This window comes from Entomobacter blattae (assembly GCF_014672835.1).
Lineage (GTDB): Bacteria > Pseudomonadota > Alphaproteobacteria > Acetobacterales > Acetobacteraceae > Entomobacter > Entomobacter blattae.
The window spans coordinates 2344104-2370369 of sequence record NZ_CP060244.1 but is presented as its reverse complement, the minus strand read 5'-3'; the positions used below and the strand labels follow the sequence as shown (position 1 = coordinate 2370369).

Annotated in this window: 28 protein-coding genes; 24 read left to right on the top strand and 4 right to left on the bottom strand. The window is 46.8% G+C overall.

What is annotated here, in order from left to right:
• Positions 1-834 precede the first annotated feature (834 nt).
• From cas3 to cas2e, 8 genes are all read left to right on the top strand, one after another.
• Positions 835-3597: a CRISPR-associated helicase Cas3' gene (cas3, locus tag JGUZn3_RS10715; RefSeq protein WP_203413501.1), complete on the top strand. Its 2763-nt coding sequence runs from the start codon at positions 835-837 to the stop codon at positions 3595-3597.
• A 139-nt stretch (positions 3598-3736) separates the two neighbouring features.
• Positions 3737-5392 carry a type I-E CRISPR-associated protein Cse1/CasA gene (casA, locus tag JGUZn3_RS10710; protein WP_203413500.1) on the top strand — a complete coding sequence of 552 codons (1656 nt, stop codon included), beginning with the start codon at positions 3737-3739 and terminating at the stop codon, positions 5390-5392.
• A gap of 6 nt (positions 5393-5398) precedes the next feature.
• The gene (gene casB / locus JGUZn3_RS10705; RefSeq protein ID WP_203413499.1) at positions 5399-6055 is read left to right on the top strand and encodes a type I-E CRISPR-associated protein Cse2/CasB; all 657 of its coding nucleotides are present in this window, start codon (positions 5399-5401) and stop codon (positions 6053-6055) included.
• A 4-nt stretch (positions 6056-6059) separates the two neighbouring features.
• On the top strand, positions 6060-7124 hold the full coding sequence (gene cas7e / locus JGUZn3_RS10700) for a type I-E CRISPR-associated protein Cas7/Cse4/CasC (protein WP_203413498.1): 1065 nt from the start codon (positions 6060-6062) through the stop codon (positions 7122-7124).
• Positions 7125-7132: 8 nt separating this feature from the next.
• Positions 7133-8017 (top strand): type I-E CRISPR-associated protein Cas5/CasD, encoded by an 885-nt coding sequence (gene cas5e, locus JGUZn3_RS10695; RefSeq protein ID WP_203413497.1) that lies wholly within the window; start codon positions 7133-7135, stop codon positions 8015-8017.
• Positions 8014-8697, top strand: a complete 684-nt coding sequence (gene cas6e, locus JGUZn3_RS10690) for a type I-E CRISPR-associated protein Cas6/Cse3/CasE (RefSeq protein ID WP_203413496.1) — start codon at positions 8014-8016, stop codon at positions 8695-8697. Before cas5e ends, cas6e begins: the two co-directional genes overlap by 4 nt.
• A gap of 9 nt (positions 8698-8706) precedes the next feature.
• Complete coding sequence (gene cas1e / locus JGUZn3_RS10685; protein ID WP_203413495.1) at positions 8707-9666, top strand: type I-E CRISPR-associated endonuclease Cas1e; 960 nt, start codon at positions 8707-8709, stop codon at positions 9664-9666.
• Complete coding sequence (gene cas2e, locus JGUZn3_RS10680) at positions 9647-10012, top strand: type I-E CRISPR-associated endoribonuclease Cas2e (protein ID WP_203413494.1); 366 nt, start codon at positions 9647-9649, stop codon at positions 10010-10012. Before cas1e ends, cas2e begins: the two co-directional genes overlap by 20 nt.
• 682 nt (positions 10013-10694) lie before the next feature.
• Here cas2e and JGUZn3_RS10675 read toward each other — a convergent pair.
• The 3 genes from JGUZn3_RS10675 to JGUZn3_RS10665 form a co-directional block, all read right to left on the bottom strand.
• Positions 10695-10997 (bottom strand): hypothetical protein, encoded by a 303-nt coding sequence (locus tag JGUZn3_RS10675; protein WP_203413493.1) that lies wholly within the window; start codon positions 10995-10997, stop codon positions 10695-10697.
• Positions 10998-11137: 140 nt separating this feature from the next.
• Positions 11138-11974, bottom strand: a complete 837-nt coding sequence (locus tag JGUZn3_RS10670) for a sulfite exporter TauE/SafE family protein (RefSeq protein ID WP_203413492.1) — start codon at positions 11972-11974, stop codon at positions 11138-11140.
• 511 nt (positions 11975-12485) lie between these two features.
• Complete coding sequence (locus tag JGUZn3_RS10665; protein WP_203413491.1) at positions 12486-13997, bottom strand: amidase; 1512 nt, start codon at positions 13995-13997, stop codon at positions 12486-12488.
• Between the two features lie 162 nt (positions 13998-14159).
• On the opposite strand from JGUZn3_RS10665, the gene JGUZn3_RS12700 reads away from it, so the two are divergent.
• From JGUZn3_RS12700 to JGUZn3_RS10645, 5 genes are all read left to right on the top strand, one after another.
• Complete coding sequence (locus tag JGUZn3_RS12700) at positions 14160-14294, top strand: hypothetical protein (protein WP_275402841.1); 135 nt, start codon at positions 14160-14162, stop codon at positions 14292-14294.
• Between the two features lie 543 nt (positions 14295-14837).
• Entirely contained in the window at positions 14838-15293 is a 456-nt protein-coding gene (locus JGUZn3_RS10660; protein ID WP_203413490.1) for a DUF4054 domain-containing protein, read from the top strand.
• Positions 15290-15817: a hypothetical protein gene (locus tag JGUZn3_RS10655; protein WP_203413489.1), complete on the top strand. Its 528-nt coding sequence runs from the start codon at positions 15290-15292 to the stop codon at positions 15815-15817. Before JGUZn3_RS10660 ends, JGUZn3_RS10655 begins: the two co-directional genes overlap by 4 nt.
• Entirely contained in the window at positions 15807-16235 is a 429-nt protein-coding gene (locus JGUZn3_RS10650) for a phage collar protein (protein ID WP_203413488.1), read from the top strand. The genes JGUZn3_RS10655 and JGUZn3_RS10650 overlap by 11 nt, the downstream gene beginning before the upstream one ends.
• Positions 16142-16723 carry a phage neck terminator protein gene (locus tag JGUZn3_RS10645; protein ID WP_203413487.1) on the top strand — a complete coding sequence of 194 codons (582 nt, stop codon included), beginning with the start codon at positions 16142-16144 and terminating at the stop codon, positions 16721-16723. The genes JGUZn3_RS10650 and JGUZn3_RS10645 overlap by 94 nt, the downstream gene beginning before the upstream one ends.
• 39 nt (positions 16724-16762) lie before the next feature.
• Here JGUZn3_RS10645 and JGUZn3_RS10640 read toward each other — a convergent pair whose 3' ends face one another.
• Positions 16763-17149: an Arc family DNA-binding protein gene (locus tag JGUZn3_RS10640; RefSeq protein ID WP_203413486.1), complete on the bottom strand. Its 387-nt coding sequence runs from the start codon at positions 17147-17149 to the stop codon at positions 16763-16765.
• Between the two features lie 102 nt (positions 17150-17251).
• Here JGUZn3_RS10640 and JGUZn3_RS12970 point away from each other — a divergent pair, with 102 nt between their 5' ends.
• Genes JGUZn3_RS12970 through JGUZn3_RS10585 form a run of 11 tightly spaced genes read left to right on the top strand, consistent with a single transcriptional unit; the run spans position 17252 to position 26153 of the window.
• Positions 17252-17452, top strand: coding sequence for an Arc family DNA-binding protein (locus tag JGUZn3_RS12970; protein ID WP_203413485.1), 201 nt, complete (start codon positions 17252-17254; stop codon positions 17450-17452).
• Positions 17453-17464: 12 nt separating this feature from the next.
• Entirely contained in the window at positions 17465-18325 is an 861-nt protein-coding gene (locus tag JGUZn3_RS10630) for an antA/AntB antirepressor family protein (protein ID WP_203413484.1), read from the top strand.
• A 42-nt stretch (positions 18326-18367) separates the two neighbouring features.
• Positions 18368-19864, top strand: coding sequence for a DUF3383 family protein (locus JGUZn3_RS10625; protein ID WP_203413483.1), 1497 nt, complete (start codon positions 18368-18370; stop codon positions 19862-19864).
• A 1-nt stretch (position 19865) separates the two neighbouring features.
• Positions 19866-20363, top strand: a complete 498-nt coding sequence (locus tag JGUZn3_RS10620) for a phage tail fiber protein (protein ID WP_203413482.1) — start codon at positions 19866-19868, stop codon at positions 20361-20363.
• A gap of 7 nt (positions 20364-20370) precedes the next feature.
• Positions 20371-20979 carry a hypothetical protein gene (locus JGUZn3_RS10615; protein WP_203413481.1) on the top strand — a complete coding sequence of 203 codons (609 nt, stop codon included), beginning with the start codon at positions 20371-20373 and terminating at the stop codon, positions 20977-20979.
• Between the two features lie 11 nt (positions 20980-20990).
• A complete protein-coding gene (locus JGUZn3_RS10610; RefSeq protein WP_203413480.1) occupies positions 20991-21137 on the top strand; it encodes a hypothetical protein in 147 nt (48 codons plus the stop codon).
• Positions 21127-23367, top strand: a complete 2241-nt coding sequence (locus JGUZn3_RS10605) for a phage tail tip lysozyme (RefSeq protein WP_203413479.1) — start codon at positions 21127-21129, stop codon at positions 23365-23367. Before JGUZn3_RS10610 ends, JGUZn3_RS10605 begins: the two co-directional genes overlap by 11 nt.
• Positions 23367-24095, top strand: coding sequence for a phage baseplate protein (locus JGUZn3_RS10600; protein WP_203413478.1), 729 nt, complete (start codon positions 23367-23369; stop codon positions 24093-24095). The genes JGUZn3_RS10605 and JGUZn3_RS10600 overlap by 1 nt, the downstream gene beginning before the upstream one ends.
• Positions 24088-24399, top strand: a complete 312-nt coding sequence (locus JGUZn3_RS10595; RefSeq protein WP_203413477.1) for a phage baseplate plug family protein — start codon at positions 24088-24090, stop codon at positions 24397-24399. The genes JGUZn3_RS10600 and JGUZn3_RS10595 overlap by 8 nt, the downstream gene beginning before the upstream one ends.
• Positions 24396-25526, top strand: coding sequence for a hypothetical protein (locus JGUZn3_RS10590; RefSeq protein ID WP_203413476.1), 1131 nt, complete (start codon positions 24396-24398; stop codon positions 25524-25526). Before JGUZn3_RS10595 ends, JGUZn3_RS10590 begins: the two co-directional genes overlap by 4 nt.
• 3 nt (positions 25527-25529) lie before the next feature.
• Complete coding sequence (locus JGUZn3_RS10585) at positions 25530-26153, top strand: Gp138 family membrane-puncturing spike protein (protein ID WP_203413475.1); 624 nt, start codon at positions 25530-25532, stop codon at positions 26151-26153.
• Positions 26154-26266 lie beyond the last annotated feature (113 nt).

Genomic DNA, 26266 nt, shown 5'->3' with positions numbered 1-26266 from the left:
CTCTTATGCAATTCTGTTAGTGATGATGTTGAGGAAAAATAAAACGGTTGGCTTAAGAGTAGAAACGCTAGATATACATGTGCCCAAAATAAAACCCCTTATGAAAAGGGCATTTGTCCCGTTCGATACCGGCTCATGAGGAGTTCAATGTCTAAAAAGCCTGATTTGGGTTTTGTGCTGATCTTATTCTTGGCGAGTTTTAGCAAATCCGGAGTTTTAGCAAGATTAACAATTTAAACGCTCATCCTCATATCCAGTAAGTAAACTTTCTCAAGCCCATATGATGATAAACCTGTTATGGTGAGCGTTTTTGGAAGTTATGCAGATATAAGGATTACAGATAGGATCATTTTCGGTGATCAGACAGACTACACATTTTTTGCTCAAAACGCACTTTTAAAGGCTGAAGCATACAACTTGCTCACCTAATAAAAATTATTTTCCCTTTCTGTTTGCGGCTTTTTGGGTGTAAACTACGATGATACATCAAAACCGTAAGTGGCTAGAGTTATCAGTGACTGGATTATAAGGGATTGGGGAGCGAAAGAACAATAAACTTCCCCAAGAAAAATATTTCAGAAGGGGAATAAAATCTAGAATCTTGTCAATAAAAGACGCAAGCGATGTGGGGATATTCTTTAAGCTCGAATCCTTGCTCTCCTTTGCAGATTTCATAAGGGACGGTGAAAGGCGTTATAGACGAAAGGCAGGAATAGGGGGGAAGAGTTTATTCCTGACTATGGGGATTTCTCCTTATGTATAAGGAGTTATCGGCCTCTGTGTTTGATACATCGTTTGCATAATCGGATTTTCCCTATGTAATAAGGGGTTATCATGGAGCACACTCTTGGCGGTATAGAATGGTTTTGGGGTAAAGCCAGGCCTGCGGATAAGGAAGAAGGGGAAGAAAAGGCTGTTATGCATCCCCTTATGGCGCATGTTTTAGATGTTGCTGCCGTAGCTGTTTTGTTGGCGGAAGAGAAAAGCAGCCTTTTAGAGCCTTCTCAACTTGGTTTTCTTGTAGCCCTGCACGATATTGGGAAATTATCACCCCATTTTCAGGCAAAGGTGCCAGAATGCTGGCCTGGCACTATTTTAGGGCCGTTATCTCCTTCCCAAGACATACCCGGTGCGGTTATGGCGGGTGGGCGTGTTATGATCACCTCTTGCCGTCATGATGAGGTGAGTAAGGCAATTTTAAACTCGCTCTGTCATGGGCCAACCCTTGCTGGATTTTTTGTTGAAAATGCCCAAGGGAAGTCCTGGAAGATTACTGAAAAGCAGAAAGTTTTAAGCGGCATAGCGGGGCACCATGGGAAACCTGTTTCTGACGATAAGGTTATCGTTGAGAAAAATATTCTGGCTCACGCAGAAATATTTATATCCCAGTTATGGGCTGTATTCCAGCCATCCCCCTTACCTTTACCACTGAAGAAAGAATTTCGGCAAATGCAATGGCAGCTTGCAGCCATTACGGTGCTGGCCGATTGGATTGGCTCTCGTCAGGAGTGGTTCTCCTATGTTACTCCTCAAGATGTCATCACTCCAAAAACATATTATCAAAACCATGCTCTTCCCCAGGCCCGGATCGCTATCCAGAAAGCCGGTTTAGCCCCTTGTGATATTGCTCCTTTTCACGGTGTTAAAGGGTTGTTTAGTCATATTTCTCATCTTTCTCCCGTGCAGAAAGTGCTTGAGACGGTGGAACTTCCTAAAAGCCCAACATTGATAATTGTAGAAGATATGACAGGCAGTGGAAAAACCGAGGCTGCCCTTACAGCCACTCATAGGCTTATGGCTATGGGGCGGGGTGAAGGTGTGTTTGTAGCCTTGCCAACAATGGCTACTGCCAACGCCATGTACGATCGACTTGCTGGGGCTTATCGGCGTTTATTTTCTTCTTCTGCCCAGCCGTCGATTGCCCTTGCCCATGGCCGTGCCAAACTTGATGACCGTTTTATCGCTGCCATTGAGCCGGAAAAAAGAGATAATCTGCCAGTTTATGATGAAGGTGATGAGGATAGTGTCGGAACCGCAGAGGCTTTGTGCGCCGAATGGTTAGGAAGTGAAAACAGGCGCGCGCTTTTAGCTCAGGTGGGTGTTGGCACGATAGACCAGGCCTTATTGGCGGTTCTGCCCGTACGGTTTGCCACAATCCGGCAAGGGGGGCTTGCCAGGAAAATTCTTATCGTCGATGAATGCCACGCTTTTGATCCTTATATGGGAGAAGAAATGGCGGCTTTGTTGCATTTTCATGCGGCAATGGGGGGGTCTGCCATTTTGTTGTCAGCAACACTCACCCAAAAAACCAGGCAAGATCTGGTTAAGGCCTTTTGTCGCGGGCTGGGGTTAGACGGAGGAGGGGTGGTTTCCTCCCATGCTTATCCGTTAGTGACTATAGCCAGCTCTTCGGGCATTGAAGAAGTGCCTTGCACCCCGCGCGCGGGGCTTTCGCGCACAATTGCAGTGCAGCGGATGGATAGTCCTGAAAGTGCTGAAGAAAAACTCGGAACTCTGGCCAAAACGGGGGCGGCTATTGGGTGGATCCGTAATACGGTTGATGATGTGATCAGCACAGCCCGGCGTTTTAATGAACAAGGGGTCAAGGTTTTGGTCTTTCATGCCCGCTTCGCCATGAAAGACAGGCTTGCCATTGAGCGTACTATTCTGGCGCACTTTGGAAAAGAGAGCACAGGTGAGGAACGGGCGGGCGTGTTAATTGCTTCACAGGTTATTGAGCAAAGCCTGGACCTGGATTTTGATGTATTATGCACCGATCTGGCACCCATGGATTTAATCATCCAGCGTGCTGGCCGATTACGCAGGCATGACCGCCGCAACCGCCCCATTGATAGGGAGGAGTTGTTTGTAGTTTCTCCTCCCCCTGTGGCGGATCCAGATAAAAATTGGGTGAGAAAGGTGTTGCCAGGTACCGCTGCGGTTTATGCCGATACGGCCATGCTATGGCGTACGGCCCGTGCTCTTTTTCACCATCATCGATTGACTGTTCCTGAAGATATCAGAGAGTTGATTGAACAAGTAGGAGATAGCCAATCCGAAGGCGCTATTCCGAATGGTCTTAAAGAAGAAAGCTTTCGAGCCGAAGGAAGGGCTAAGGCAAAGCAACATGTGGGTCGCAGCAATGTCTTAACGTTTGAGAGTGGTTACGAGCTTGATACGGCATCATGGGGTCATGAGATCCGCACGCCAACCCGGCTACAGGATGAGGAATACGTGACCCTGCGGTTAGCTTTTGTTCAAGAAGGGCGTGTTATGCCGTGGGCAGTGCGGGAAGAAACTTCCTTTCATGGCCATCATAAGCAGGATTGGTGGCAGGCCTGGGCCTTATCAGAGGTTTCTATTCGGCAGCGCTGGCTTGCAAAAACGCTTCCACCACCGGGAATGGAAAGGGCTGTAGAAGAGGCTCGCCAAAGTTGGACTCGTTGGGAGCGGAAGGCAGAAGGCAAAATTCTGCTCCTGGTTTTATTGCAAGATAGTGCTGGATGGTACGGTTTTGGACAGGATAGCAAAGGCAGAGATGTCAGAATTGGGTATGATCCGCTCCTCTTTGGGTTGGAGTTCTCCTCCGTAAATTAGAAAGTGAATTTAATACATTACGGATTTGTAAAAAATGGATTGTGTAAAGGTTAAACGTGGCCTATTCTTCACAAAAAAGCCTGCTTATAAAGAGAACATGTTAGAGAAAATAGCCTGGTCATAAGGTGGCGATGTAGAAATGCAAGACTCTTGGTTTAATCTCATCCATCAGGCATGGTTGCCCGTTCGGCGAAAATCTGGAATATTGTCTACGATCAGGCCCGCCGAGGTGGTAGAGGCCTATTCTGATGACCCTATTATGGATGTTGAATGGCCCAGAGCAGATTTTCAAATTGCCTCTTATGAGTTCCTGATTGGTTTATTGGCAACGGCATTTTCTCCAGACGATCATGATGAGTGGTTAGATTTATGGGAAGAGCCTCCCAGCGTAGCAAGATTGGACGAGGCCTATGATCCTATAGCCAAAGCCTTTTTTCTGGATGGGCCAGGCCCACGGTTTTTACAGGATTATTCAGAGCTTGAGGCTGATCTTCAGCCGATAGAGAGGCTGCTGATTAATGCGCCAGGGGAAAGCACGATCAAGCAGAATAAGGATCTTTTCGTACACAGGGATCAAGTTGCTCAATTAGGGCGTCCTGCGGCAGCGATGGCGCTTTTTGCCTTACAGTCCTGGGCACCTTCCGGTGGGCAGGGCAATAAGACGGGCCTGAGAGGAGGAGGGCCTTTAGTAACTTTGGTTCTTCCTCAGGAGAATGCGTCTTTATGGCAGATTTTATGGGCCAATACGCCTTGTGGTAAACGCGTTACTGAGAAAAATATGGAAACTGTTTTCCCCTGGCTGGCGCCAACTCTTCTCTCAGGAAAAGAGAAAGACAAGGTTCGCCCTGGTGAGAATGCGGATACTCTACAATGTTGGTGGGGAATGCCTCGGCGGATCAGGCTGGAATTTACCGCTGTAGAGGAAGGCTATTGCGATCTCACAGAGCAAAAAGAGAATGTTTTGGTGACAGGGTGGAGGCAAAGGCCGCACGGGCCTGATTACGCAGGCTGGATTGGTGAGGAGTATAGCCCTGGCGTTGTGGTCCATCCCTTAACACCAGCCTATAGGCAAAAAGATGGTGCTGAATGGTTAAGTCTTCATCCTCAGCCGGGGGGTATTCATTACCGCCATTGGGTTGGGTTGGTAGTCAGTACCAGAGATGGCAATCGTTTACCTGCCAGTATGGTTGCCCAATGGCATAGTACGCGTGCCGTGGATTGTGGGCTTACGCGGAAGGGGCGCTTATTAGCTGCGGGTTATGACATGGATAGTATGAAAGCACGCAGTTTTGTAGAAAGTGAAATGCCCTTGCCAGGTGCTGCTGATGAGGAACTGCGAGAACGGATAGATCATTTTGCACGCTGTTGCATTGATGGGGTAAATCAAGTGTGGAGGAAGCTAACAGACGCCGTAAAAAATGCCTTGTTTGATAAAAAAAACGTATCGTTGTTTGATAAAAAAAACGTATTGTTTGATAAAAGCGTGTTTTCAAATTTACAGCATTTCTTCATTTCCAATACAGAAGGTCAGTTTTTTGAACTTCTTAATAAGGTTGGTGAAGCAGAGGATGATGTTTTCTTTAGGATGGCATGGCTTAAAACTCTAAAAAATGCCGTGATAAGTGGTTTTGATAGAACCGTCCTCCTTGGACCAGAAACGAGTATTGGGCATGCTGAGCGTATTGCAAGATGTCGCCGTCAGCTCTTGGCGTTTTTGGCGTGTTCTGGGAAAGAAGGTCGTGCCCTTGCTCAGGCTTTGGAGCTCCCCTTACGAGAGCGTTCTGAAAGGAAGTAAACTCCAGTGAACGGACAGTCTAAAAAACATAGCCCCGATAAAAAACATAGCGCTGATATAGTCAAGCTGGCTCAGTCATGGTGGCAAGTGCTTCAACCTGACCCAGAGCGAGGGAAAAAGGGGAATAAGGGGGCACTGGCTCAATTAAGGCGATGTCATTCTATTCCTGAACTTTTGCTTGAACCTTTCGTGCAGAATTTAATCCAGTCTTATTGTCAGGACTCTGCCGTTGATAACACGATTTTAAAAAATCAAATCCTTCGCTTGGCATTGGTTTGTGGGGTTTTGGCCCTTGTCCGAGAAAAGGATACAGAGAAGTCTGTAGCAAGGCGTATAGGCCCAGAAAAAGGGGGAGATGAGAGTACAGCGCTCTGTAAGCCGATACGTTTCAGCCGATTGTTGAGGGCAGAAAGCCTTGAGGAGTGTCTGCGCGGCTTCCGACGGCTGGTAAAATTAATGGGTAATAAAGTAAATATTGCAGACTTGATTGAAGGTGTTTTCTATTGGCCGAAAAGTGATGAGTGTAGCCAATCTCAACGGGAATATTATAACAAGCGGGCAGAAGATATACGCATTAAGTGGGTGTTTCAATACTGGGATGCTGGGAAGTTAGGCGAGGATGATGAGCCAGAAGGACCCACTAACGAAATTGAAAAGGAATAAAAGAGTGAGTCGTTTTTTACAATTGCATCTGTTAACTTTTTATCCACCATCTAATGTAAACCGTGATGATGCGGGAAATCCTAAAACAGCCGTGGTGGGGGGTGTAACCCGCCAGCGTATTTCTTCTCAATCTCTTAAGCGGGCCTGGCGGAGTTCAGATATTTTTAAAAATGCGCTGGAAGACCATATGGGTGTTCGTACCCAACGGTTTGGGAGGGAAATTCAACAACATCTCCTTCAAAAAGGGGTGGAAGAGACCAAAGCTATTGAAATTGCCCGAAAAATAGCGAGCGTCTATGGAAAAGTCAAAGCAGAAAAAGATAAAGATCCAACCGCTATAGATCAGCTGGCCTTTATTTCTCCTAAAGAGCGTGAAGCAGCCTTCGCATTCGCTGAGCGTATGCTTTCAGATGCAAAGATTGACCCCATGAAGGAAAAGGAAACCCTGCTTTGCAAAGCCGATACGGCGGCAGATATTGGTTTATTTGGTCGTATGTTTGCAAGCGATCCTAGTTGGAATCGTGAAGCCGCAGCACAAGTGGCCCATGCTATTACTACACACCGTGTGACTCCAGAGGATGACTTTTATACAGCTATTGACGATCTTAAAAAGACAGAAGAGGATACCGGCGCTGGCTTTATAGGAGACGCAGGTTTCGGATCAGGAGTTTTTTACCTTTATCTTTGCGTTAATCGCCATCTTTTTAAGGAAAATCTTGGAAGCCAAGAGGAAGGTGAAAGTGGCATTATGTCAGCAGCTCTTGGGGCTTTGGTGGAAGCTGCTGCTACGGTTTCTCCCTCTGGTAAGCAAAATAGCTTTGCCGCTTTGGCACGGGCTGGCTATATCCTCGCAGAAAAAGGTGATCAGCAGCCAAGAACACTGGCGGGCTCTTTTGTGAAACCAGTCATTGGGGAAGACTTAATGAAGGATTCGATTACAGCCTTGAAAAAGTTTCGTAGTGAGCTTACCCGTGTTTACGGGCCAGGGTATACTGAGGACTGTGAACTTGAATTGGGGAACAAAGAGAGTAAGACATTGGCTGAAATTGTTAAATTTTGTTGTGCTTGAGTTGGCCCATGGAGCAATTTCTTACATTTGCGATGGTGGCCCCTATAGCCTCGTTTGGTGATCTTTCCATAGGAGAACGGCGCGAGGGAAGGGATCGGCCTGCTCTCTCTGCCGTATTGGGCCTTGTTGCAGCAAGCCTTGGCATTATCAGAGAGGATGAAGAAGCTCATACCCATCTGGCTCGTGAGTATGGTGTTGGGGTCTTATGTTATGCATCAGGCTCTATGATAATTGATTACCATACCGCACAGGCTGTCCCAACTTCTAAAAAACAAAAATTTGCTACCCGTAGAGAAGAGCTTTTGTCGTCTGCTAAGGAGCCAGTTACAGTTCTTTCTGAACGTGATTATCGTATGGGGGTCTGGCATATAGGTGCTTTGTGGTTGCGTAATCCTTCAGCGCGTTGGTCTTTGGATCGTCTAAAACAGGCCATGCTTCAGCCCGTTTTTATGCTTTCACTTGGGCGGCGATCGTGTCCACTGGCATTACCATTAGCCCCGCAGATTCAGGAAGCCTCAACGGTTACAGAAGCTCTTATAAAACGCCATGAAGAAGGCCCCGAAGCTTATTTAGGCACAAAAAAATCTTCTGTGAGTCTACCGGTAGAGGAGAGCAAAGCTAACCAACGAGAAAAGCATCTGACGGATGAAAATAAGCCGCAAGCAGGGAGTCAGCAGAAAAGAAAATCATTTCGAGACCTATTTTCTAAAGTTGCACATAATAAGGAATTGCTCATTACTATGGATGCAGCCGATGTAGCCACTCAAGGGGGAGAGGGTTATCTTCTTCGTCGAGAAAAGCGTCGTGACTTTCCCCTTTCCAGAAGTCGTTGGCAGTTTGGGGTGCGCGAAGAAGCGCTGTTAGCGGTTCGCACGAAAGGTCATTCGCAATGAGTCACGCTTTTTTGTCCCGTATTATTCTTCGTAAAGAGGCATCTGTTAGGGCCTTGGCTTGCCTGTTATTACCAAACGGCAAAAGCGGGCAACATCGAGCAGCTCATCATCTCTTGTGGACGCTGTTTGGTGATGATCCTGAGCGTGAGCGTGATTTTTTATGGAGGCAAGTTGAAAAGGGGGAATTTATTGTATTGTCAGCCCGTGAGCCGGTGGATCAGCATAATCTTTTTAGAATTCAAACCAAGCCTTTCTCACCGGCCGTACAAAAAGACGACCGTTTGAATTTTCTGCTTCGTGTGAATGCTACAATAGATCGAAAAACGCCTGATCATAAAAGAAGCCGGCGCCATGATGTTGTTATGGATGCTTTATATCATATTTCTAAATCGGAACGAACAGAGAAACGCCCAGGCCTTCTTTGTAAGGCTGCTGAAGAGTGGCTGCAACGGCGAGGAAGCACGTCTGGCTTTTTATTTCAAAACTTAAAGGTAAAAGCATATGATGTTTTGCGTGTGCTCCGCCCTGATGTAGGAAATTATGCAACGTTTGGGGTTATGGATTTGAATGGTGAACTTACTGTGACTGATCCAGAAATTTTTGTACCTTCTTTGCTAAAAGGTTTTGGGCGTGCTCGGGCCTTTGGGTGTGGGCTTATGTTGATTCGCCGTGCAATTTAAGGTTTTGCAGTGTCTAGTTCTCTTCCTGGTCTGCCCCCTCCACGGCCCATACCTTTAAAGGAACGTTCCTCTATCCTTTTTGTTGAAAAAGGCCAGCTTGATGTGCTTGATGGTGCGTTTGTTCTTGTTGATCAAAACGGGGTACGCATGCATATTCCCATAGGGGGATTGGCCTGTTTAATGCTTGAGCCTGGCACACGGGTCAGCCATATGGCTGTGGCGTTGGCTGCCCGGGCGGGTACTTTACTGATCTGGGTGGGGGAGGCTGGTGTAAGGTTATATGCAACGGGCCAGCCTGGAGGGGCCCGTTCTGATCGTCTATTGTATCAGGCACGTTTGGCTTTGGATGATACGGCACGGTTGAATGTTGTTCGTAAAATGTATGCGCTCCGTTTTGGAGAGGATGCACCAGAACGCCGCTCTGTTGAGCAGTTGCGTGGAATAGAAGGGGCACGCGTGCGCGAAACATATCGGATAATGGCCCAAACCTATGGGGTAAAATGGGATGGACGCAATTATGATCCTCATCAGTGGGAAACGGCTGATTTGGTTAATCGTTGCTTGTCTGCGGCAACGGCAGCGTTATATGGCATTACAGAAGCCGCTATTCTTGCAGCTGGGTATGCGCCGGCTATTGGTTTTTTACACACAGGTAAACCACAAAGCTTTGTCTACGATATTGCTGATATTGTAAAATTTGAAACGGTAGTGCCAGAGGCCTTCCGTGTTGCGGGCTGTGTGCAGAGGGGTCAACTGCTTAATGGAGCGCCTATTACAGATGCGGTCTCAGCTGTTCGCCGCCAGTGTCGAGATGCTTTTCGGCGATCAAATATTTTATCTCGTCTTATTCCATTGATTGGTGAGGTTCTGGCTGCTGGGGGAGGTGAGATGCCAGAAGTGCCCGATGAAGCGATGCCAATTGCCTTTGAGGATCCAAAAGGGTTGGGTGATGTTGGTCATCGTGGTTGAAAATGCCCCCCCGCGTTTAAGGGGGCGCTTAGCCGTATGGCTTTTAGAGGTACGTGCGGGGGTTTACATTGGGGCGTATGGACAACGGGTCAGGGAGATGATCTGGCAGCAAGTTTGTTCCTACATTGAAGAGGGAAATGCCGTTATGGCCTGGACTGCCGCTAATGATGCGGGTTTTGAGTTTGATACATGCGGCCAAAATCGCAGGGTTCCTGTTGATTTTGATCATTTTCGTCTTGTGGCTTTTGGGAAGGAGGCAGCTCTTCCAGCGGAGCCTGGGCCGATGATGAAGCAGTCCTCTCGACAGCCTGCTAGACAGTCTGGTAAAGCTAATCCTATTCGGTAGATTCTTTGACAGTAAAATAATGATGCTTAATCAATAATTTACACTAAGAGTATTCCCCGCACGCGCGGGGTATTCCCGAACACTATTCTAGACCTAAATACAGAACTGAAGTATTCCCCGCACGCGCGGGGTATTCCCAGGTGGATTATCGGATCTTCAATGGGGCAGACCGTATTCCCCGCACGCGCGGGGTATTCCCGGCAAACTCCTGCCCCCTGAACATAGCATTCAGGTATTCCCCGCACGCGCGGGGTATTCCCGGTGCCCCCCACCGCCAATTGGGACCAAGCCGTGTATTCCCCGCACGCGCGGCGATGAACCGGGCGCATTATTTGTATAGTATAGTACATAATTGTATTCCCCGCACGCGCGGGGATGAACCGTAAAACTGCGTATAAACGATAGCGTCTGGTGCGTATTCCCCGCACGCGCGGGGATTTTAGTAGAGGGGTAGAGATTTTTGTTATTATTTTTCAATAGGAAAGTTAAAGAGGGAACTGATCCTTCCTCTGCTAAGAACGCTGGGTATGTTGTCGCTACCACTACGTTTTTCTCAGAAAAGGGACGAATTTTTTGATCTCGTGTTCTAGAACTGTTGTTCCGTTTTCTCTGTCGTAGGGCGTTCAGAAGGAAAAGGTGTTCTTTATCGAGAAGTCCGTTTTTAATAATAGAAGAAGGTTTTTTACCAGTTTCTTTTTCCGCTATAAAGCCAGTCAAAAACCTTTTCTCTATGGTTTCCTTCAATTTTAACATTATTATGCGAGCTTGTGAGTGGAATAATAATAATATTTCCGCCATACTGGGTCGATTTTTTAAGAAAATCCTCAACTTCCTGGGCACTCAGGTGGGTATCTAGAAAGAAAGTTGAGCTTAAGGCCCTAATGAGCCCATTATGCGGAATTTTCTTTAAGGCATTTTCCAGCATATGGTATTTTTCTTGGCCTTCAGAGTCGTGTAAGTCATAGCAGATGGTATAGACTGTCATGGTATATCTCTTCTCATGGACAAATAAAACGTGGCTTTTGTTTCAGAGTCGAATGCTTTATTCTTTTCTAGTTTAATCCCAATAGGCCATAGGGGCAATGGTTCTAGCAATAGTGGGTAGTTATGTTTGGTTGAAAACCTTTATGTAAAATCCACTATGGGAATGATATGGTTCTTCCAAAAAAGGTTAAGCTTTTTTTTTTGCCAGGAATATTCAATCTTAAGAGAAATTTTGTTTTGCTGCATAATGTTATGAGTTGCGGTCATAAACATAAAAATTCCGGCAGCTACGGTCATACCATAGCCAATTTTTTTAAAGAGCCTTTCATTAAGAAAGGGGAGGATATATTTTACCAAGTAGGAAGAGAGGACAGCTGCCAAGGCAACCGTAAAGCCAGCCACAGCAGAGTGAGAGGAGAGAAGGCCAAAGAAGAAGTAGAGGAAGATTTTTAAAGCATGAATAAGGATATCGTTGGCTGCACGTGTTGCTACGATCTGCTCTTTGGTAATTCCCATTCGATAATAAAAATGATTAAAGACTAACCCCGTGGCCCCCGTAAACCCAGAGATAAGTCCAGAAGCTGCTCCAATGGCGTAAAGCCAATTTTTACTAAGGGCACGGGGTGTAGAGGTTTTTTTGGAAAACAAGAAAATCACATTCCCAATCAGGAACAGGCTTAGCAGGAGCTGAAGGTAAACAGGGCTGGTAATGCTTAAAAGCCAAACCCCTAAAACCGCAAATGGCAGGGCAACGGGAACAAAGCGTGCAACAATGCCCCAATGAATATTTTTGAAAAAAAGGGTAATGCGTGAAAGAGCGCTACATGCAGTGCCGATGGATAACGCAGCGGGAATCTCGGCTGCTGGTATGCTCATTCCCAATACGGGCATAAGAACAAGGCCGGCACCCCCACCAGAAATGGCGCTAATACCAAAACAGAGGATGGAGATAACAAATAACGCAAGAGATGAGAACATAAATTTATAATAAAAAAGGATGTAAAACGAAAATAGGCTGTACCATACCTGCCATACAGGTAGTAATAACAGGACTGTTACAAACCTTATAAATAAAGAAAATTGTGTTTACTTTAAGGAGATACGCCCTCTTTTTTACCCCTAAAAATTCTGAGCGTCTTGGGGGTATTTAGCAAGAAGATAGTTAAAGCTTATATCACTTTTTTATGAAAAACCAACAAATTGAAAGTTTTTATAATGCAAAACACCAAGTTTGCTGATTGTTCAAGAGCTTGTCGGACCTATATTGGTTGAATGATAGAGCTTCTCTACCCCTGCTGAAGGTTTAACACTCTTTGTGGTTATAACTGTTTTGCTCTTCTGGTTCCTCTGGGGGGGCATGTTGAATTTCCCTTTTTAAAAAAAGATTGTCCTGATGCAGTTAACTGGGGCAAAACTCTAAATCACTCGACTTTAAACAACCCGTAGTAACCTTTAGCCATAATCCTTGTTACGCATACCAAAGGGAGGTTTAGGGAAAAAGTTTCTCTGTAAAAAGAGGGGGTGCTTTTTGGGCGTATGAAGAAGCGATCTGAAAAGCTTTGATATCTTCAAATGTATTGGTAATAATCTGCATGCCGAGGGGCATATTTTGGGGGCCAATACAGATGGGTGCCGAAATAACAGGGTAACGCCCCAGAAGGTTCCATGGCCAGGTTAGGACAAAGCTAATGCCTTTAACCTTCTGGCCGTTAAGGGTTACTGTGTCTATGGTGGGGTGAAGGCCATGTTCAGCAGGGATAAAGGGCGTGCCTAAAGTGGGTATGATAATTGCTTGGAAGCCTTGATTAAAGATTTTATCCTGCACGAGGGTGTGATATTGGTTGAGCAGGTTTTCTGCAGCAGTTGCAGCTTCTGGCCCAACTTTTCCTTTGAGACGTGCTATCATGAATTGTAGGTAAGGAGTGAGCTGGCCGCGAGACGAAGAAGAGGCTGCTTCGGTTAAAAGGCTTCCCATACTGGTGGAGAAGAGGCCCTGTAGGTAAACATCCATATCCTTGGCTTGAAAGCCGATATCTACAGTCTCAACCGTAACTCCGAGTGCCTGGAAGGTTGAAATGGCTTTTGCCATGGCCTTTTGAACGGCTGGGTCGAGGGGGGTTAGTCCTTTCCCGGCATCGTAGGCAATTTTCCAACCCTTAATGGATTCGTACTGGGAAGGGAATTCAAGCTTTGGTCGTAATGAGGAATGAATAGCGGGATGGGGCCCTGCAATAGCCTGGGTGAGCAGGGTAAGATCAGCAAAATTTCGGGCCATGGGGCCATCAGATTCGTAAGGCACTTCACTGGTCGGTACACGGCCAAAAGGCGGTTTAAAGCCATATAGGCCGCATTGTGCGCAGGGAATGCGTATGGATCCGCCCATGTCTGACCCCAGGGCAAGGGTTGTGAACCCTGCAGCCAAAGCCACACCAGACCCCCCCGAAGAGCCGCCAGGAGTGTAGAAGAGATTCCACGGGTTGTGAGTTGTTCCCCAAAGGTGGCTGGCTGTTGTAATCCAGCTATAAAGTTCCGGAACGGTGGTTTGGATTGGGAAAATGGCTCCTGCCTGTCTAAGCCGTTCAATAACAGGATGGTCATTTTTATCTGGTGGTGCGTTTTTATGCAGGAGAGAGCCCATGGTTGTGCGCCATCCCTTTACAGCATATTCATCCTTTACGGCAATGGTCAGGCCTTCTAGTGGGCGAGGATTTCCCGCCTTGTAGCGTTTTTCTGCTTCTTGTGCTGCTGCTCTTGCTTCTTCAAAATGGCGGTAAGTAATGCAGTTAAAGGTTTTGTTCAGTCTTTCAATGCGAGCTATTTGGGCTTCTAGGGCATCCATGGGGGAAAGCTGCCCGTTTTTAAAAAGTTTGAGCAGTTTTTGAGTAGGCAGATAAGCTGTTCTCTCAGAAGAAGGGAGGGCGTGTTCTCCCCCAGCGCTCCCCAGAAGGGTGAGAGCCGGTAGATAGCTAGAAGCTTTAAGAAGTTCACGCCGGTTTAACATTTTATATCCCCGTCATCGTTCAGGGCCCCACAAGGGGCCGCCAAGTTTCATTAAACGATGTTTATTAAGCAGCCTTAACCATAACAGGAGAAAACCATCATCCGTAAGTTTTCAGAATAAAGACGAATTGTATTTCTAACGTTTTGATAGGGAAAAAGGTTTATGGCTGACAGGGGAGAGAGCTTTAAGCTTCTCTTTGTGAATACTCAAGGTAAATGGAGTGTAGAAAGGACTATGCGGGCTCTGGTTCTGGTTCTTCAAGGTCTGGTCAGGCTTTACTGGATGAGCGATAATTGAGGGAAGAGGTAAAAATTCGGCAATGATGATGCCGATACCAAAACTAACCAGAGATATTTGAAGAGGGGAAATACACCAAAAGCAAAAAATGAGGCATACAGGTTTTTTAGCTTCTTGATGAGGGATGGCTCCCGAAGTAGGAATTCCCTCCCTATAAAAATGGCCTGATCTTTGCTCAGGACAAACCCAAGGAAGCCCTGGCAGAGGCGAAGGACAAGGAAAGCCTGAAAACAGGGCTTGAGCGACTGGAGAAGCCTAAAGAGCCGGTTGTTGACGGAAAGAAGTAACAGTTTAAGTCAGTTATTAGATAGACGAGAATAGCAAAACCCCGCCAGTGCGACCAACACGGCGGGGTTTCTGATTCATGCCCTAAGGACGTAGAGCAGGATTTATGAAAGATATTACCACAGTCTTGAATCCCGTACAAGGAGTTTTGATAATGCTTGATCATATGGAGGCGTGGCGATTTGTTGCTGTTTGTTTCATCGCTGTCGTGTGGGCTATTGCCTACGTCATGAAGGCTTATTTTTTAGGGAAGTGAATATGAGCGAGAACTGGGTAGCGTTCGTTTTCTCTGATTGGGGACAGGTCTACCCTGAACTGGTGCCTGCCGTAACGGAAGTTGTGGCTGAAAATCTGTTTGCCCAGGCTGAAATATTGCTCGATAACATGGGCTGTTCCGAGGTTGTTGATCTCACACAGCGCAGGGTTTTGTTGTGGTTGTTAGTTGCCCATCTGGCGGTGCTGAAACTCAACGCTGTTTCTCCTGGAGTAGATGGAGAGGGGAAAACGAGTGTTACCCCTGGCGTAGTCGGGCGCATTGCTTCAGCGACCGAGGGGAGTGTTTCGGTTTCCAGTGATGGGCTGGGCGCTACCAGTCCAAATGCCGCTTGGTATCAGCAAACCCAGTATGGGGCAACGTTCTGGCAGATGATTCAGAGCCTATTTCATTTTGAGTATATCCCACCACCCTCTAACGCATTCCGGAGGCTGCCATGAAAAATGGGTTTGGTTTTAAGGGGAGACAACTTAAGGATTTGCAGGCCCTCCTCAACCAGTTTGCCAAAACACCAGAACGACTCACGTTGAGGGTTGGAATTGGGGCAGAGCCGGGCAGCGAGCCAGATTATCCAGACGGCACGCCTATTGCGCTCGTGGCGCGCGCTAACGAGTTTGGCACAGCGCGGACGAATGCAGAAGGTGATAGCGTGCAGCATATCCCCCCACGACCCTTTATGCGCCAGACGATTGAGGCTAACGAGGGGAAATGGGGTAATGATTTGAAAAGCAATTTTGCTACCAGGCCCGATAAAGCCCAGTCGATACTAGAGGATTTGGGGGATGCTATGGCTAAAGATATTAAAAACACGATCGACGCGTTTAAACATCCAGGGAATGCACTCTCAACAATTGCCCGCAAGGGGTTTGACAATCCTCTCATTGGGGCAAGCAAAGGAGGTTCCCAGGGTGGCACTATGCGTGATTCTATTACCTCATGGGTAGGGGAAACCGATGAATCTTAGAGGTCTGGCCAATAGTTTAACGCGCCGTATCAGCCCTAACGAGCCTATTGTGTGGAAACAGTTTATCAAAACCTATCGAGACGTTTTAGGCAACACAACACCCCAATATAGAGACGTTGCTATAACTGGCAATATCCAACCCCTAGCCTCTGACGATTTGCAGCATTTGGATAATATCAATCAGCAGGGCACGTTTATGGCTGTTTATACAAACTCTGCTATTGAGGGCATGCGTAGGGGTGAACAAAAAGCACAGGATATGTTGGTGTTCCGTGGGCAAACGTGGATGGTTGTTCAGGTATTAGAGGATTGGAGACAGGACGGGTGGAGCAAAATCATTGTCAAACGCCAGGAGGTTGCGGATGTGTACGAACCTCCCCAGAGGCCGAGGGGGCCGGCACAGATACGGGGCCTGTAGATGCCCGTATTTCTGGGGTTATTGTAGCGCTCAGGGCCTATCTGATCGATCTATTCCCAGGGTTACAGGTTGAGTACGGGCAGACGAATTATAATGTAACCCCTGGTCAGCCCTTTGCGTTGATTACCCCTATTACCCAGGTGAGGCTATCGACCAATCGCAGCAGCTATTCAGCGACCGGAAAGCTCTCAGTCCAGCCGATCAAACTACGCTATCAGATCGATTTTTTCAGAGACGGTTCACAGGATAGAGCCACAATTCTAGCCCAGTTATTTCGTGACGTTGATGCCGCCACCTGGTTTGCCCGGTATACGGCCCACACCAGCCCGCTCTATGCAGATGAGGTGCACCAAACCGCCCTGATCAACGAGAGTGACCTCTACGAGGAGCGGTGGACGGTCGATGTGCTGCTGCAATATAACAACGTTATTCTCCAGTCCCAGAAAAGCACCGATCGAGACCCGTCTGTTATTGAGGTGGGGGTTTAGAAAGTCTCAGGTTTAAGAGACAAATCCATTTAACGTAAATTAGCTTTTTAATTTTTCTAAAAGCAATAAAATGCTTGGAATAAATTCTAAGGTTTTTTTTCTAAAAGGCTCATTTCGATTGTAAGCAGTTAAGTATTTATCAAATAAAGATTTTATTTCTTTGATATCTTTTTTAGTTATATCTTCTTTACTTTTCCAGCTTGAAACTTTTTCATGTGACAATTTATCTATTGATACTAAAACTTCCCCTTCTTCTCGCAAAGAAGAAAGGATGGGAGATTCATTAGCAATTTTTGAATAATACTCTACCAAGGCATACAAGATTTCAGCATTAATAGAACGATTGTTTGCTTTTGCTGATACCTCTACCTCTTTTTTTAGGTCTTGAGGAATTCTTAATCTGAAATGTGCGGTTTCTTCTGTCATAACGCATTTATGCCTCATTTTGGAATTGACTTCAATAACGCATGTTGGTATATATTTGGAACATGACCCATAAGGGTGTCATAATGGATAGGAAATTAAACAATGAGTCAATCGACACATTATAGATTGCGGATACCTGATGATTTGAAGAAATGGGTAAGAGAGCAATCTATAGAGAATAAACGCTCGATAAACGGCCAGATTTTATTTTGTATTGAGAGAATGAAATTGGCAGAAAACAAAAAAACAGCAGACGCACCCTCGACAAGTTCATCTGCTGCTTCTCTCGAAACATCTAGCTAGAAAGCTAAATACATGAACAATGTAACACAAGTTACCCAAAATTCCAACAATTCTATTCCTGAGCAGTTTCAGGCAGTTGCAACTTTCTGCACAGCGACAGAGGTTGTTATTGGCGGGAGGAAAGTTTTAGGGATTGCTGATGCCAGGGATTTGCATAAGGGATTAGGAGTTGGAAGAGATTATTCAACTTGGATTGATGAAAGAATAACTAAATATGGATTTATAGAGAAAGAAGATTACAATATTTTGTTCCCCAAAATGGGGGAGCAAAAAGGTTCAGGTGGTCATAATAAAAAACAGTATGTAATCTCCCTCGACATGGCCAAAGAGCTTGCGATGGTAGAAAATAACGAGCAGGGTAAGCTTATTCGCCGTTATTTTATCTGGGCTGAAAACCAGTTAAGAGATCAGCAACATAAAGTTGTCTCTACTGACCAGCTTTCGGATGTATTAGCTAAAGTCGCGTTGATTGAAGCGAGTGTTCAGGCATCGACGAGAGCAACCGTTCAGCTGGCAAGTGGTGCGATCAACATCGAGAAAGAGCTTATTCATTTACAGGATAGCCAAATATTTGAGCGCTATCTACCGATGAAGAACTTCCTTGATGATATGGGTTATGGCTCATTCCGGCGTGGCAATCTTGTAACGCTAGCCTCTGGCTGGTGCAGGGAATTTGCTTTCAACACAAGGGCTGTTTATCGTCTTCAACGTAGCAGGGAAACGGGTCGGTGGTTGTTTCATCATGAGCTATTGCGCCTGTGGTTCAATTTCTCTGGCAAGCGTCGCATTCAAGATTACATGCAGCACCGTATAGATCAGCTTGTTTTCCTCAACTTGCAGGAACGCAAGAAGAAGAGAAAGAAAATAGCTTAACCAACCAGCCCCCGTTTTGGGGGCTTTTTTATTGGAGTTCCCATGTCCATTGAACTGAACGATATTGTCCAGATTGATCCCAAGGTTTTGCCAGTGGGGCAGAGCCAGAACACGCTTGTCGGGTTAATGCTTAGCCAGAATGCAGCCATTCCTAACGGGGTTGTATTATCATTTACAACAGCTGAGGATATCGGCCACAAACTGGGCTACGATAGCCTGGAATACCGCCAGGCCCAGGTTTACTTTCGAGGTTTTACGGGCTCAACAAACCTGCCTAACGAGTTGTTGGTTGCGTTTTTCCCTACAACCTCAACCTCTGCCTATCTGGAGGGGGGCGATTTATCAGGTATGACATTGACTGAGTTGCAGTCTCTATCTGGGAGTCTGGCCATTATTGTTGATGGTATAAACTATACAGCTGATAATCTGGTATTTTCTTCAGTGAGAAGTTTTTCAGATGCGGCTGATTATATTTCAGCCAATATGCAGCATGCCGGTGGCGATCCATTAATTGTTAATTTCAGCTCTGGCAATAATGGCTTTGTTATCAGCAGTGCAAAAACAGGATCAGAGTCCAGTGTGGGGTTTGCTGCAACCGGAACAACACTGGCCGCACCTCTACGTCTAACATCCCTCACTGGGGCGGTGCAGTCTCTGGCGGCAGATAATCCAAGCCCTGATAGCATTATGACAGCTATAAGGCATAAAAACCAGAAATGGGCAACGTTCTTTTGTGCGTTTGATCCTGCTGATCTTAAAACACCACTGGCGCAATGGACGGACGCTCAAAATCGTGCTGTGATGGCAATTTTACACGACACATCCGAGGCTATTACCAGCCAGCCAGTGGGGCAGACCTGGGCAGAGCGCATTAAAACCCTGCAATTTAACGGAATATTCCCTATCTATCACGATCCACTCCATGCAGCGTTTGTTGCCTCTATTCCTGCCTGTCTGGATTTTACAGCGACAGACGGGCGTTATACATTTGCATTCCGTAGACAAACTGGATTAGCCGCCTCTGTTAATGACATGCGTGTGGCGAATATTTTGGAGAGTAAGGGCTATAATTTTTATGGGGATTACGCTTCTAGCACACAGGCGTTTAATTTCCTCTACCCTGGTTCTGTTACGGGTGAATGGCTATGGGCGGATAGCTATATCGACCAGATATGGCTCAATAGGGCGTTCAGGGCCGCCCTTGTTAATTTGCTGATCAATAAAGGCAACATTCCCTATAATACGACGGGGTCAGCGTTTATTGAAAACGCCATGCAGTCCACAATTAATCAGGCGTTGGCATTTGGGGCGATCCGGCCAAACATTACCCTCTCAGACGAGCAAAAGCAGAATATTTCAGCCAAATACGGGCAGGCTGCCGTCAATGCGCTGCAAACACGGGGTTGGTTCCTCTCAGTGCGGGCAGAGGCCGTCGCCCCACAGGCTCGCGTATTGAGGGCCTCTCCGCCGTGCGAATTCTATTACGTTGATGGTCAGTCCGTTCAGCGTATCCACCTAGCCAGTATTGAGGTGCAGTAATATGGTTAATCGTTCCATTACATCGGCCAATTCCGTTCTGGTTGTAACGGCTACCTCTCGTGGAGTAGCTAATTCTCTTTCTGGCATTACGGGTATAGACCTTAGCCAGTTTTCTTCCATCCTCGGCGTGCCATATGAGTTAGAGGGATGGGCGGCAGACCGCGCCTTTGCTGTAGCAGCCCAAACAACGTCTGAGGTTGTTTTAGGTGTTGATGGCAAGGCCCATTTTGGCTGGGTGCCCAACCTGGTGCAGTTTGATTTTTCCATTATGCCCGATAGCGACACGGCAGAGTTTATGGAAACCATCTACAGTATCCAGCAAACCTTGCGCGAAACACTGGAAATGAATGCGACCTTGAAAATTCCAGCCTTGCAAAGGGGTTACGCGCTTATTAACGGGGCTCTAACCAACTATACCCCTCTACCAGCCCATGAGCGTGTGCAGGCCGCCCAAACCTTCCAGATGACCTTTACAAAATCATTACCAGCTCCTTATTGAGGTATCTATGTCCAGAAGAGAAAAAACCATCACCATCAAACAGGGTCGAGATAAAGGGAAAACCTTCCTCATTCGTGAAATGAGTGCTTATGATTGTGAGGAATGGGGCAGGGAGTTGATCAGCACGGTTTATCGATGCGCCCTGCAATCAGAAAACGGTCTAATGATGATGCTCTCTGATAGTATCAGGGAGGCATTTACTGAGCCAGTTGTGCCAGAGATCAAACCGCCCTCAGGTATGAGTAAAGAGCACCCCGCTATCAAACGGGCCCAGGCAGAGGCGGAACAGCAGGCGGTTGAGGCCGCTGAAACACAACGTGAAGCCACGCCTGCCCAACTTGTTTCTGTGCTGGGCTTGCGTATTTTTATGCAATTGCCGTTTGAGGAGCAGGAACGCGTATTGGCTCCGCTCATGGCCTGTATCTCTATGGGGAAATCCGGCGAGGAACAGCCATTTGACAGGGATAGTATAGAGGATTCCTCAACGATTGTTACCTTACGGGCAGAGGCGTTCAGGCTGCATACCGATTTTTTTATGCCCGCCGTCCCCTCAATTTACCGCAGGCTGAGAACGGTAGGGGCGGCTATGTCACACGAAACGTCCCCAACACTGTAAGTCTGGCTATTATGGCTGGGCTTGCCTCGTTGCGGGAATTGCAGAGTTTTTACGGGGTGAAAGACCTCTACGACCTGCTGGAAATTATGGCGGTGCAAGGCACTAATCAGTCTGAAGCGATGAAAGAAGCGCAAGTGGAGCCACAAAATGGCAGATAAAGATTACTTTTTTGGCGTAACCCTCGACATGGATGCCTCAGGGTTTATTGGCGGCAGTGCAGATGCACAGGATGCAGCTAAGGCGTTATTGGCGGGGCTTACCAATACAGATCGTAAAGCTCGTGCTGCGATTAAAACGTTGGGGCAAGCGCTTGGGGCTACTCCTACAGAAATAAAACGCTCTTTCGATAAATTAAAATCTATTAGAGATGAAGATTTAACGGAACAGCAGAGATACGGAAAAGAAACTTTAGCTTCAGTGATAGCTCTATATGAGGGGACTACCGAGTATAAGAATCGTCAAGTTCGTGAAGAAAAGAAAATAACAGATCAGGGTGTAGTGAATGCCAAGCGATCATTAACAACACAACGCCAACAGGCGGCTGAGGAGGCGCGTATCATGCGCTATCGGCGTGACAACGTGGCTTCCCTGCGTGATACGCTTCTCTCACTCGCAGCTGTTGCTGCAGGTGGAGCCTCACTTTCGGCTATTGCCAAAACTGTAACGTCTGTTGCTCAACAAGGCGCTGATATTGCCAGGGTAGCTGAGCGTATCCAGGTTGATCCTAAAAACCTCTACAAATGGCGTGTAGCTGGTTTGCTTGGTGGTGCTAGCCAAGAGGAAGGTCAACAGGCATTAGAGGCGATTAGAGAAGAGCAAACCGATGTCCTTCAGAGGAATGGCACGGGTGGAAGGATTTTGCATTTTGCAAGAGATGTTTTAGGTATTGGAGATGCAGCCAATTTAGACCCCATTGAATTAGTTCGCCGAATGGATGAGATAGAGCGTGCTCGTGATAGAAACCAAGGGGTGAGGTCAACAGATTATAAAGAAACAGCTGGCTTTAGTGGTAATGTTGCCAACTGGTTTGCTAATTTTGGGAATTTTCAGCAGTCAATGTCACGTGCTGGAGACTTGACCAAAAACTATGATGTTGAGGCTGATAAGCGGCTGGATAAAAACGTGCGTGAGATACAGGCGCAATGGGGGAGGTTTCAGTATGCTATTGCTCATGATATTGAGCCTTCACTTGAAGCCATTTCAAAAATTATTTCTGAAGCAGCTGAATTTGCTGAACGACATCCAGATGCCGCCAATAGGATTGCAGAGTCCGTAGCTTTATTTACTGCAGCTACAGGCATTGTTCTGGCTATTGGTGGGGTATTTGTTCCCATACGGGCAGCATTAGGTATAGCGCGCTCAACTATTGCTATGGCGAAGGTGGTAGAAACAGAAGCAGCCGCTGCAACGGTAACGTCAAAATTGGGGAACCTGGCAAGGTTTACGGCAGCTATTGGTATTGTTGGCACGGCCATTCAGGTGATAATAACAGCCCTTGATCTGCTTTCCAAATTTGATGGCACCAAAAAAGCATTAGATGGTATAACAGGAAAACAGATTGCTGATGCCCAAGTATCCGGTTCGGGCAGTTTGGCTTCCATAGCAAAAACATCGAATAAAACAGATGCTGTTATTCCTGGCCCTTTGGGGCCTTTATCTTACCTGAACCCCATTTCACCAGCAAGAGGCGCTGAAATCCCTTATAGGCCTTATATGGGCGGTATGGGAAATATTGGCGGTGTTGGCTCTTCTGGCAGAACAGATGCTTTGGTTGAGTTGTTCCAAAAGGAGGGTGGATATACGCGAGATCAGTCAATAGGGATTGTTGCCAATCTTGTAAAAGAGAGCAGTTTAAATGAAAAATCTGACAAGGGAGATGGTGGCCTTGCTTATGGTCTCGGCCAATGGCACCCTGACAGACAGGCGTTATTTAAAAAATGGTCTGGTAAGGATATTCACAGTTCATCTTTCATCGACCAAGCTCGTTTTATAATCCATGAACTCAATACAACAGAAAAAAGAGCCAATGCAAAATTAAAAGCTGCCAGAAATGCTTATGAAGCGGCTGGAGCATTTGTTGATTATGAGCGGCCTAGAGATCGGGTAGGTGAGCAAAGGTCGCGAGGTCAAATAGCAGATAATCTTATCAAGAACTTACATCAGACCCAGGCTTTCGTTCGTAATGGCTTGGCAGCAGGTGGAAACACCATGTTAGCAGCCCAACGGGCAGCAGGGCCTATCAATACCAACACCTCAACGGATAATAGCACGTCCATCAATATTCATGGGCCAATCAACGTTAATGCGAATAGCGCTAAAGAGTTTTCCAGGAGCGTTCAGATGGCCGCCTTACCCAATGCCTGGCAGGCGAATACAGGAACGCAATAATGGCTAAGCCTCCCATTGAAAAACCTCTTTATCCCAACGTTCCGAATGATGCGGGTGTGCCTGCGTTAAAGCGGCCGCCTGAAGGGGTAAATGTTGTGGTTGGGGGATTGCTCGCCACTACGGGGAGTGGTTTTCTCTCCAGTGTGGCGTTTGATTACCTGGACGATTTTATTAACACCAGATGGGTTTTGTATAATCAGAATAGCCTCAAGGATGCTTTTGGGGATGTTGGCACAGATAGGAATGCCCTTGTGTATTACCAGGTGCAGTTTTCTGGCCAGAGCAATATTGCCAATGCGCCACTGGAGGGTGGGGATTTTATTTCCTATAACAAAACCCTTAGTCCAAACACTTATCAAGTTGGCATAAGCTGCGGCAGCACGGAGGCTGTGCGTAAGGTTTTTATGAGGCTATTAGAGGATATGCGGGTTGATACACAGCTTTACGCCTTACAAACCCCTGACTCCTGGTATATCAACCTGAATGTGACCAGCATCAATTATCAACGCACATCGCAAGGGGGTGTACAGCTGGTGAATGCCCTGCTCACCCTTCAGGAGGTGCGGCTTTATGCCACCACCACATGGAAAAACACCAAAACCGGTGTGGTCACCAGTTCAGAGGATCAGGGCTACACGACAACAGCGGAAATGAACAGCCTGCAAACAGCCCGCGTGCAGTATTTTGATGCGTTAACCAATACATTCGGTGAGGTTCCCCGTGGTTAAACAGCTCATTCCCCTCAATCCGGTCTCCAACCAGAATGTTCGTGTTGGGTTGGGTGGGCAGAATGTGCAGTTGAGGATTGATACCAAACTCAATATTGGCACGTTTATAGACGTGTATCTGGCTGGTGAACCGGTTATTCTGGGCATGCAGTGCCGCAATAACGTGCCGATGATCCAGCTGGCCTATCTGGGTTTCAGGGGGGATTTAACATTCTACGATATGCAGGGCAATTCAGATCCGTTTTTTACAGGCTTTGGCAGCCGGTATATTCTGGTGTGGGACAGTGAGGCCAAATTACAATGAGTGAAACACTCAATAGCCCAATTAATCAGAGCCCGTTTAACCACCGCTATTTAACGGTCACGGTGGAAATCCCAGAAGGGCAGAAAAAGCTCAATTACCACACCTATAGTTATGAGGATGTTTCTCTGAGGTCTCAAGGGCAGCGTAAATCTGGGCTCCCTTTCAGGAACTACCGGATCAATTGCTCTATCGTCGTATTTGGCGGGCAAACCCAGCCCCAGGCCCAGATACAGATTTACAATATGAGCCGGGAGAATATGGCAGCGCTCAGCCAGTTTGGGAACCCTGCCACATTTAAATTCAACGATGGCACCAAAAATATTCAGGTGAGCATTTATGCAGGCGATGGGCCAGACAGGCTTAGCCGTGTGTTTAATGGCTTTCTGATCCAGAGCTATGCCGATTTTACCTCTGCTCCAGACCCGTTCATGTTTATTCAGGCGGCTTCATTGGGTAACGTTTACCTAACACCTCATACAGTAACCAGCTACGAGGGCGAGATCGAGGCCGCCCAGATTATCAAACAGCTCGCTGATGAAAACGATATGGTTTTCGAGAATAATGGCGTGACCACTGTGTTGCGCAATCCGTATCTCTCAGGCGATGTCCGGGCCCAGATTGAAAAATGCTCCTTATTGGGGAATTTCAACTATATTATCGAAAATGGGGTTATTGCCATCTGGCCAGAGGGCGGCCATAGGCAGACTTATAGTGGCAAACCGGTAGAGCAGGTTTCCGGCTATTACCGACAAGATTTGCAGGGTAAGGAGGCGGTGACCAGAGCGGGCTATGTGCTGGTAAACAAGCAGACCGGCCTTATTGGCTATCCCAGTTTCAACGGGGCGATTATTGGCCTGAGAACATTGTTCAGAAATGATATCCGCAATGGGGATTTGATCAAGGTCGAGAGCGATTTTTTTGGTGCTGCGGGTTATTACACCGTGCACGGGATAACACACCAGCTCTCCAGTGAAATTAATGGTGGGCCATGGTTTACCGATCTCAACGCAACCGTTGTCGGGTATCTGCCCAACAGCCAGGAACATTCAGATTTTTCGGCACCAAATGGGGCTGATGCTAATGACAGCGACGATGACGATGATGATAGTTTTCCATTTGTAGGGTAGATTATGGCACAGGAAAAACGCTATTTTGGGTTTGCAACGCCAGCTCAGGTGCAGGAGCCGTATAATGCTCAGACATTCCATATCGACCGCCACATCAAACAGAACGTGAACACGTCTATTCCTGCCCGTGTGGTGAAGGTGGATAGAGCCAAAAGGCGCCTCACCTGCACGCCCATGGTGCACCAGATAACACCAACAGGTGAGGCTATTCCCCATGGGAAGATATTTGACGTGCCCTATGGGTATGTTCAGGGCGGCAATTGTCTCATCCAGGTTGATCCGGTGGAAGGAGATATTGGTTTTGTCTGCTTTTCTCAACGTGATATCTCCAGGGTAAAAGACGGGTTCAAGGACGATGCCCCCGAAACATTACGCACCCACGCCTGGGAAGATGCTGTTTTTATCCAGAATCTCCATTCTGATAAATCCGCTGAACATATTATTCGGTTTGATCCTGACGGTGGCATAGAGTTGATCTCCAATAAACCGATTAAAATCACGGGGGACTTGGAGGTAACAGGCTCTATCACAGCCCAGGGTGACGTAAAATCCGGCTCCATCAGCCTGCAAAACCACGTTCATGGCGGAGTTGAGACAGGAAGTGGAACAACGGGGAAGGCAGAGTAGGATAAAGTAAAGAAAAAATAAACGTTGATAATTTGTAATTAGTGATCGTATAAGCTGTTTAACATGCTATCGGATTATGGTGATATTAGATGACGCGTCTGTGCACAGTCAAA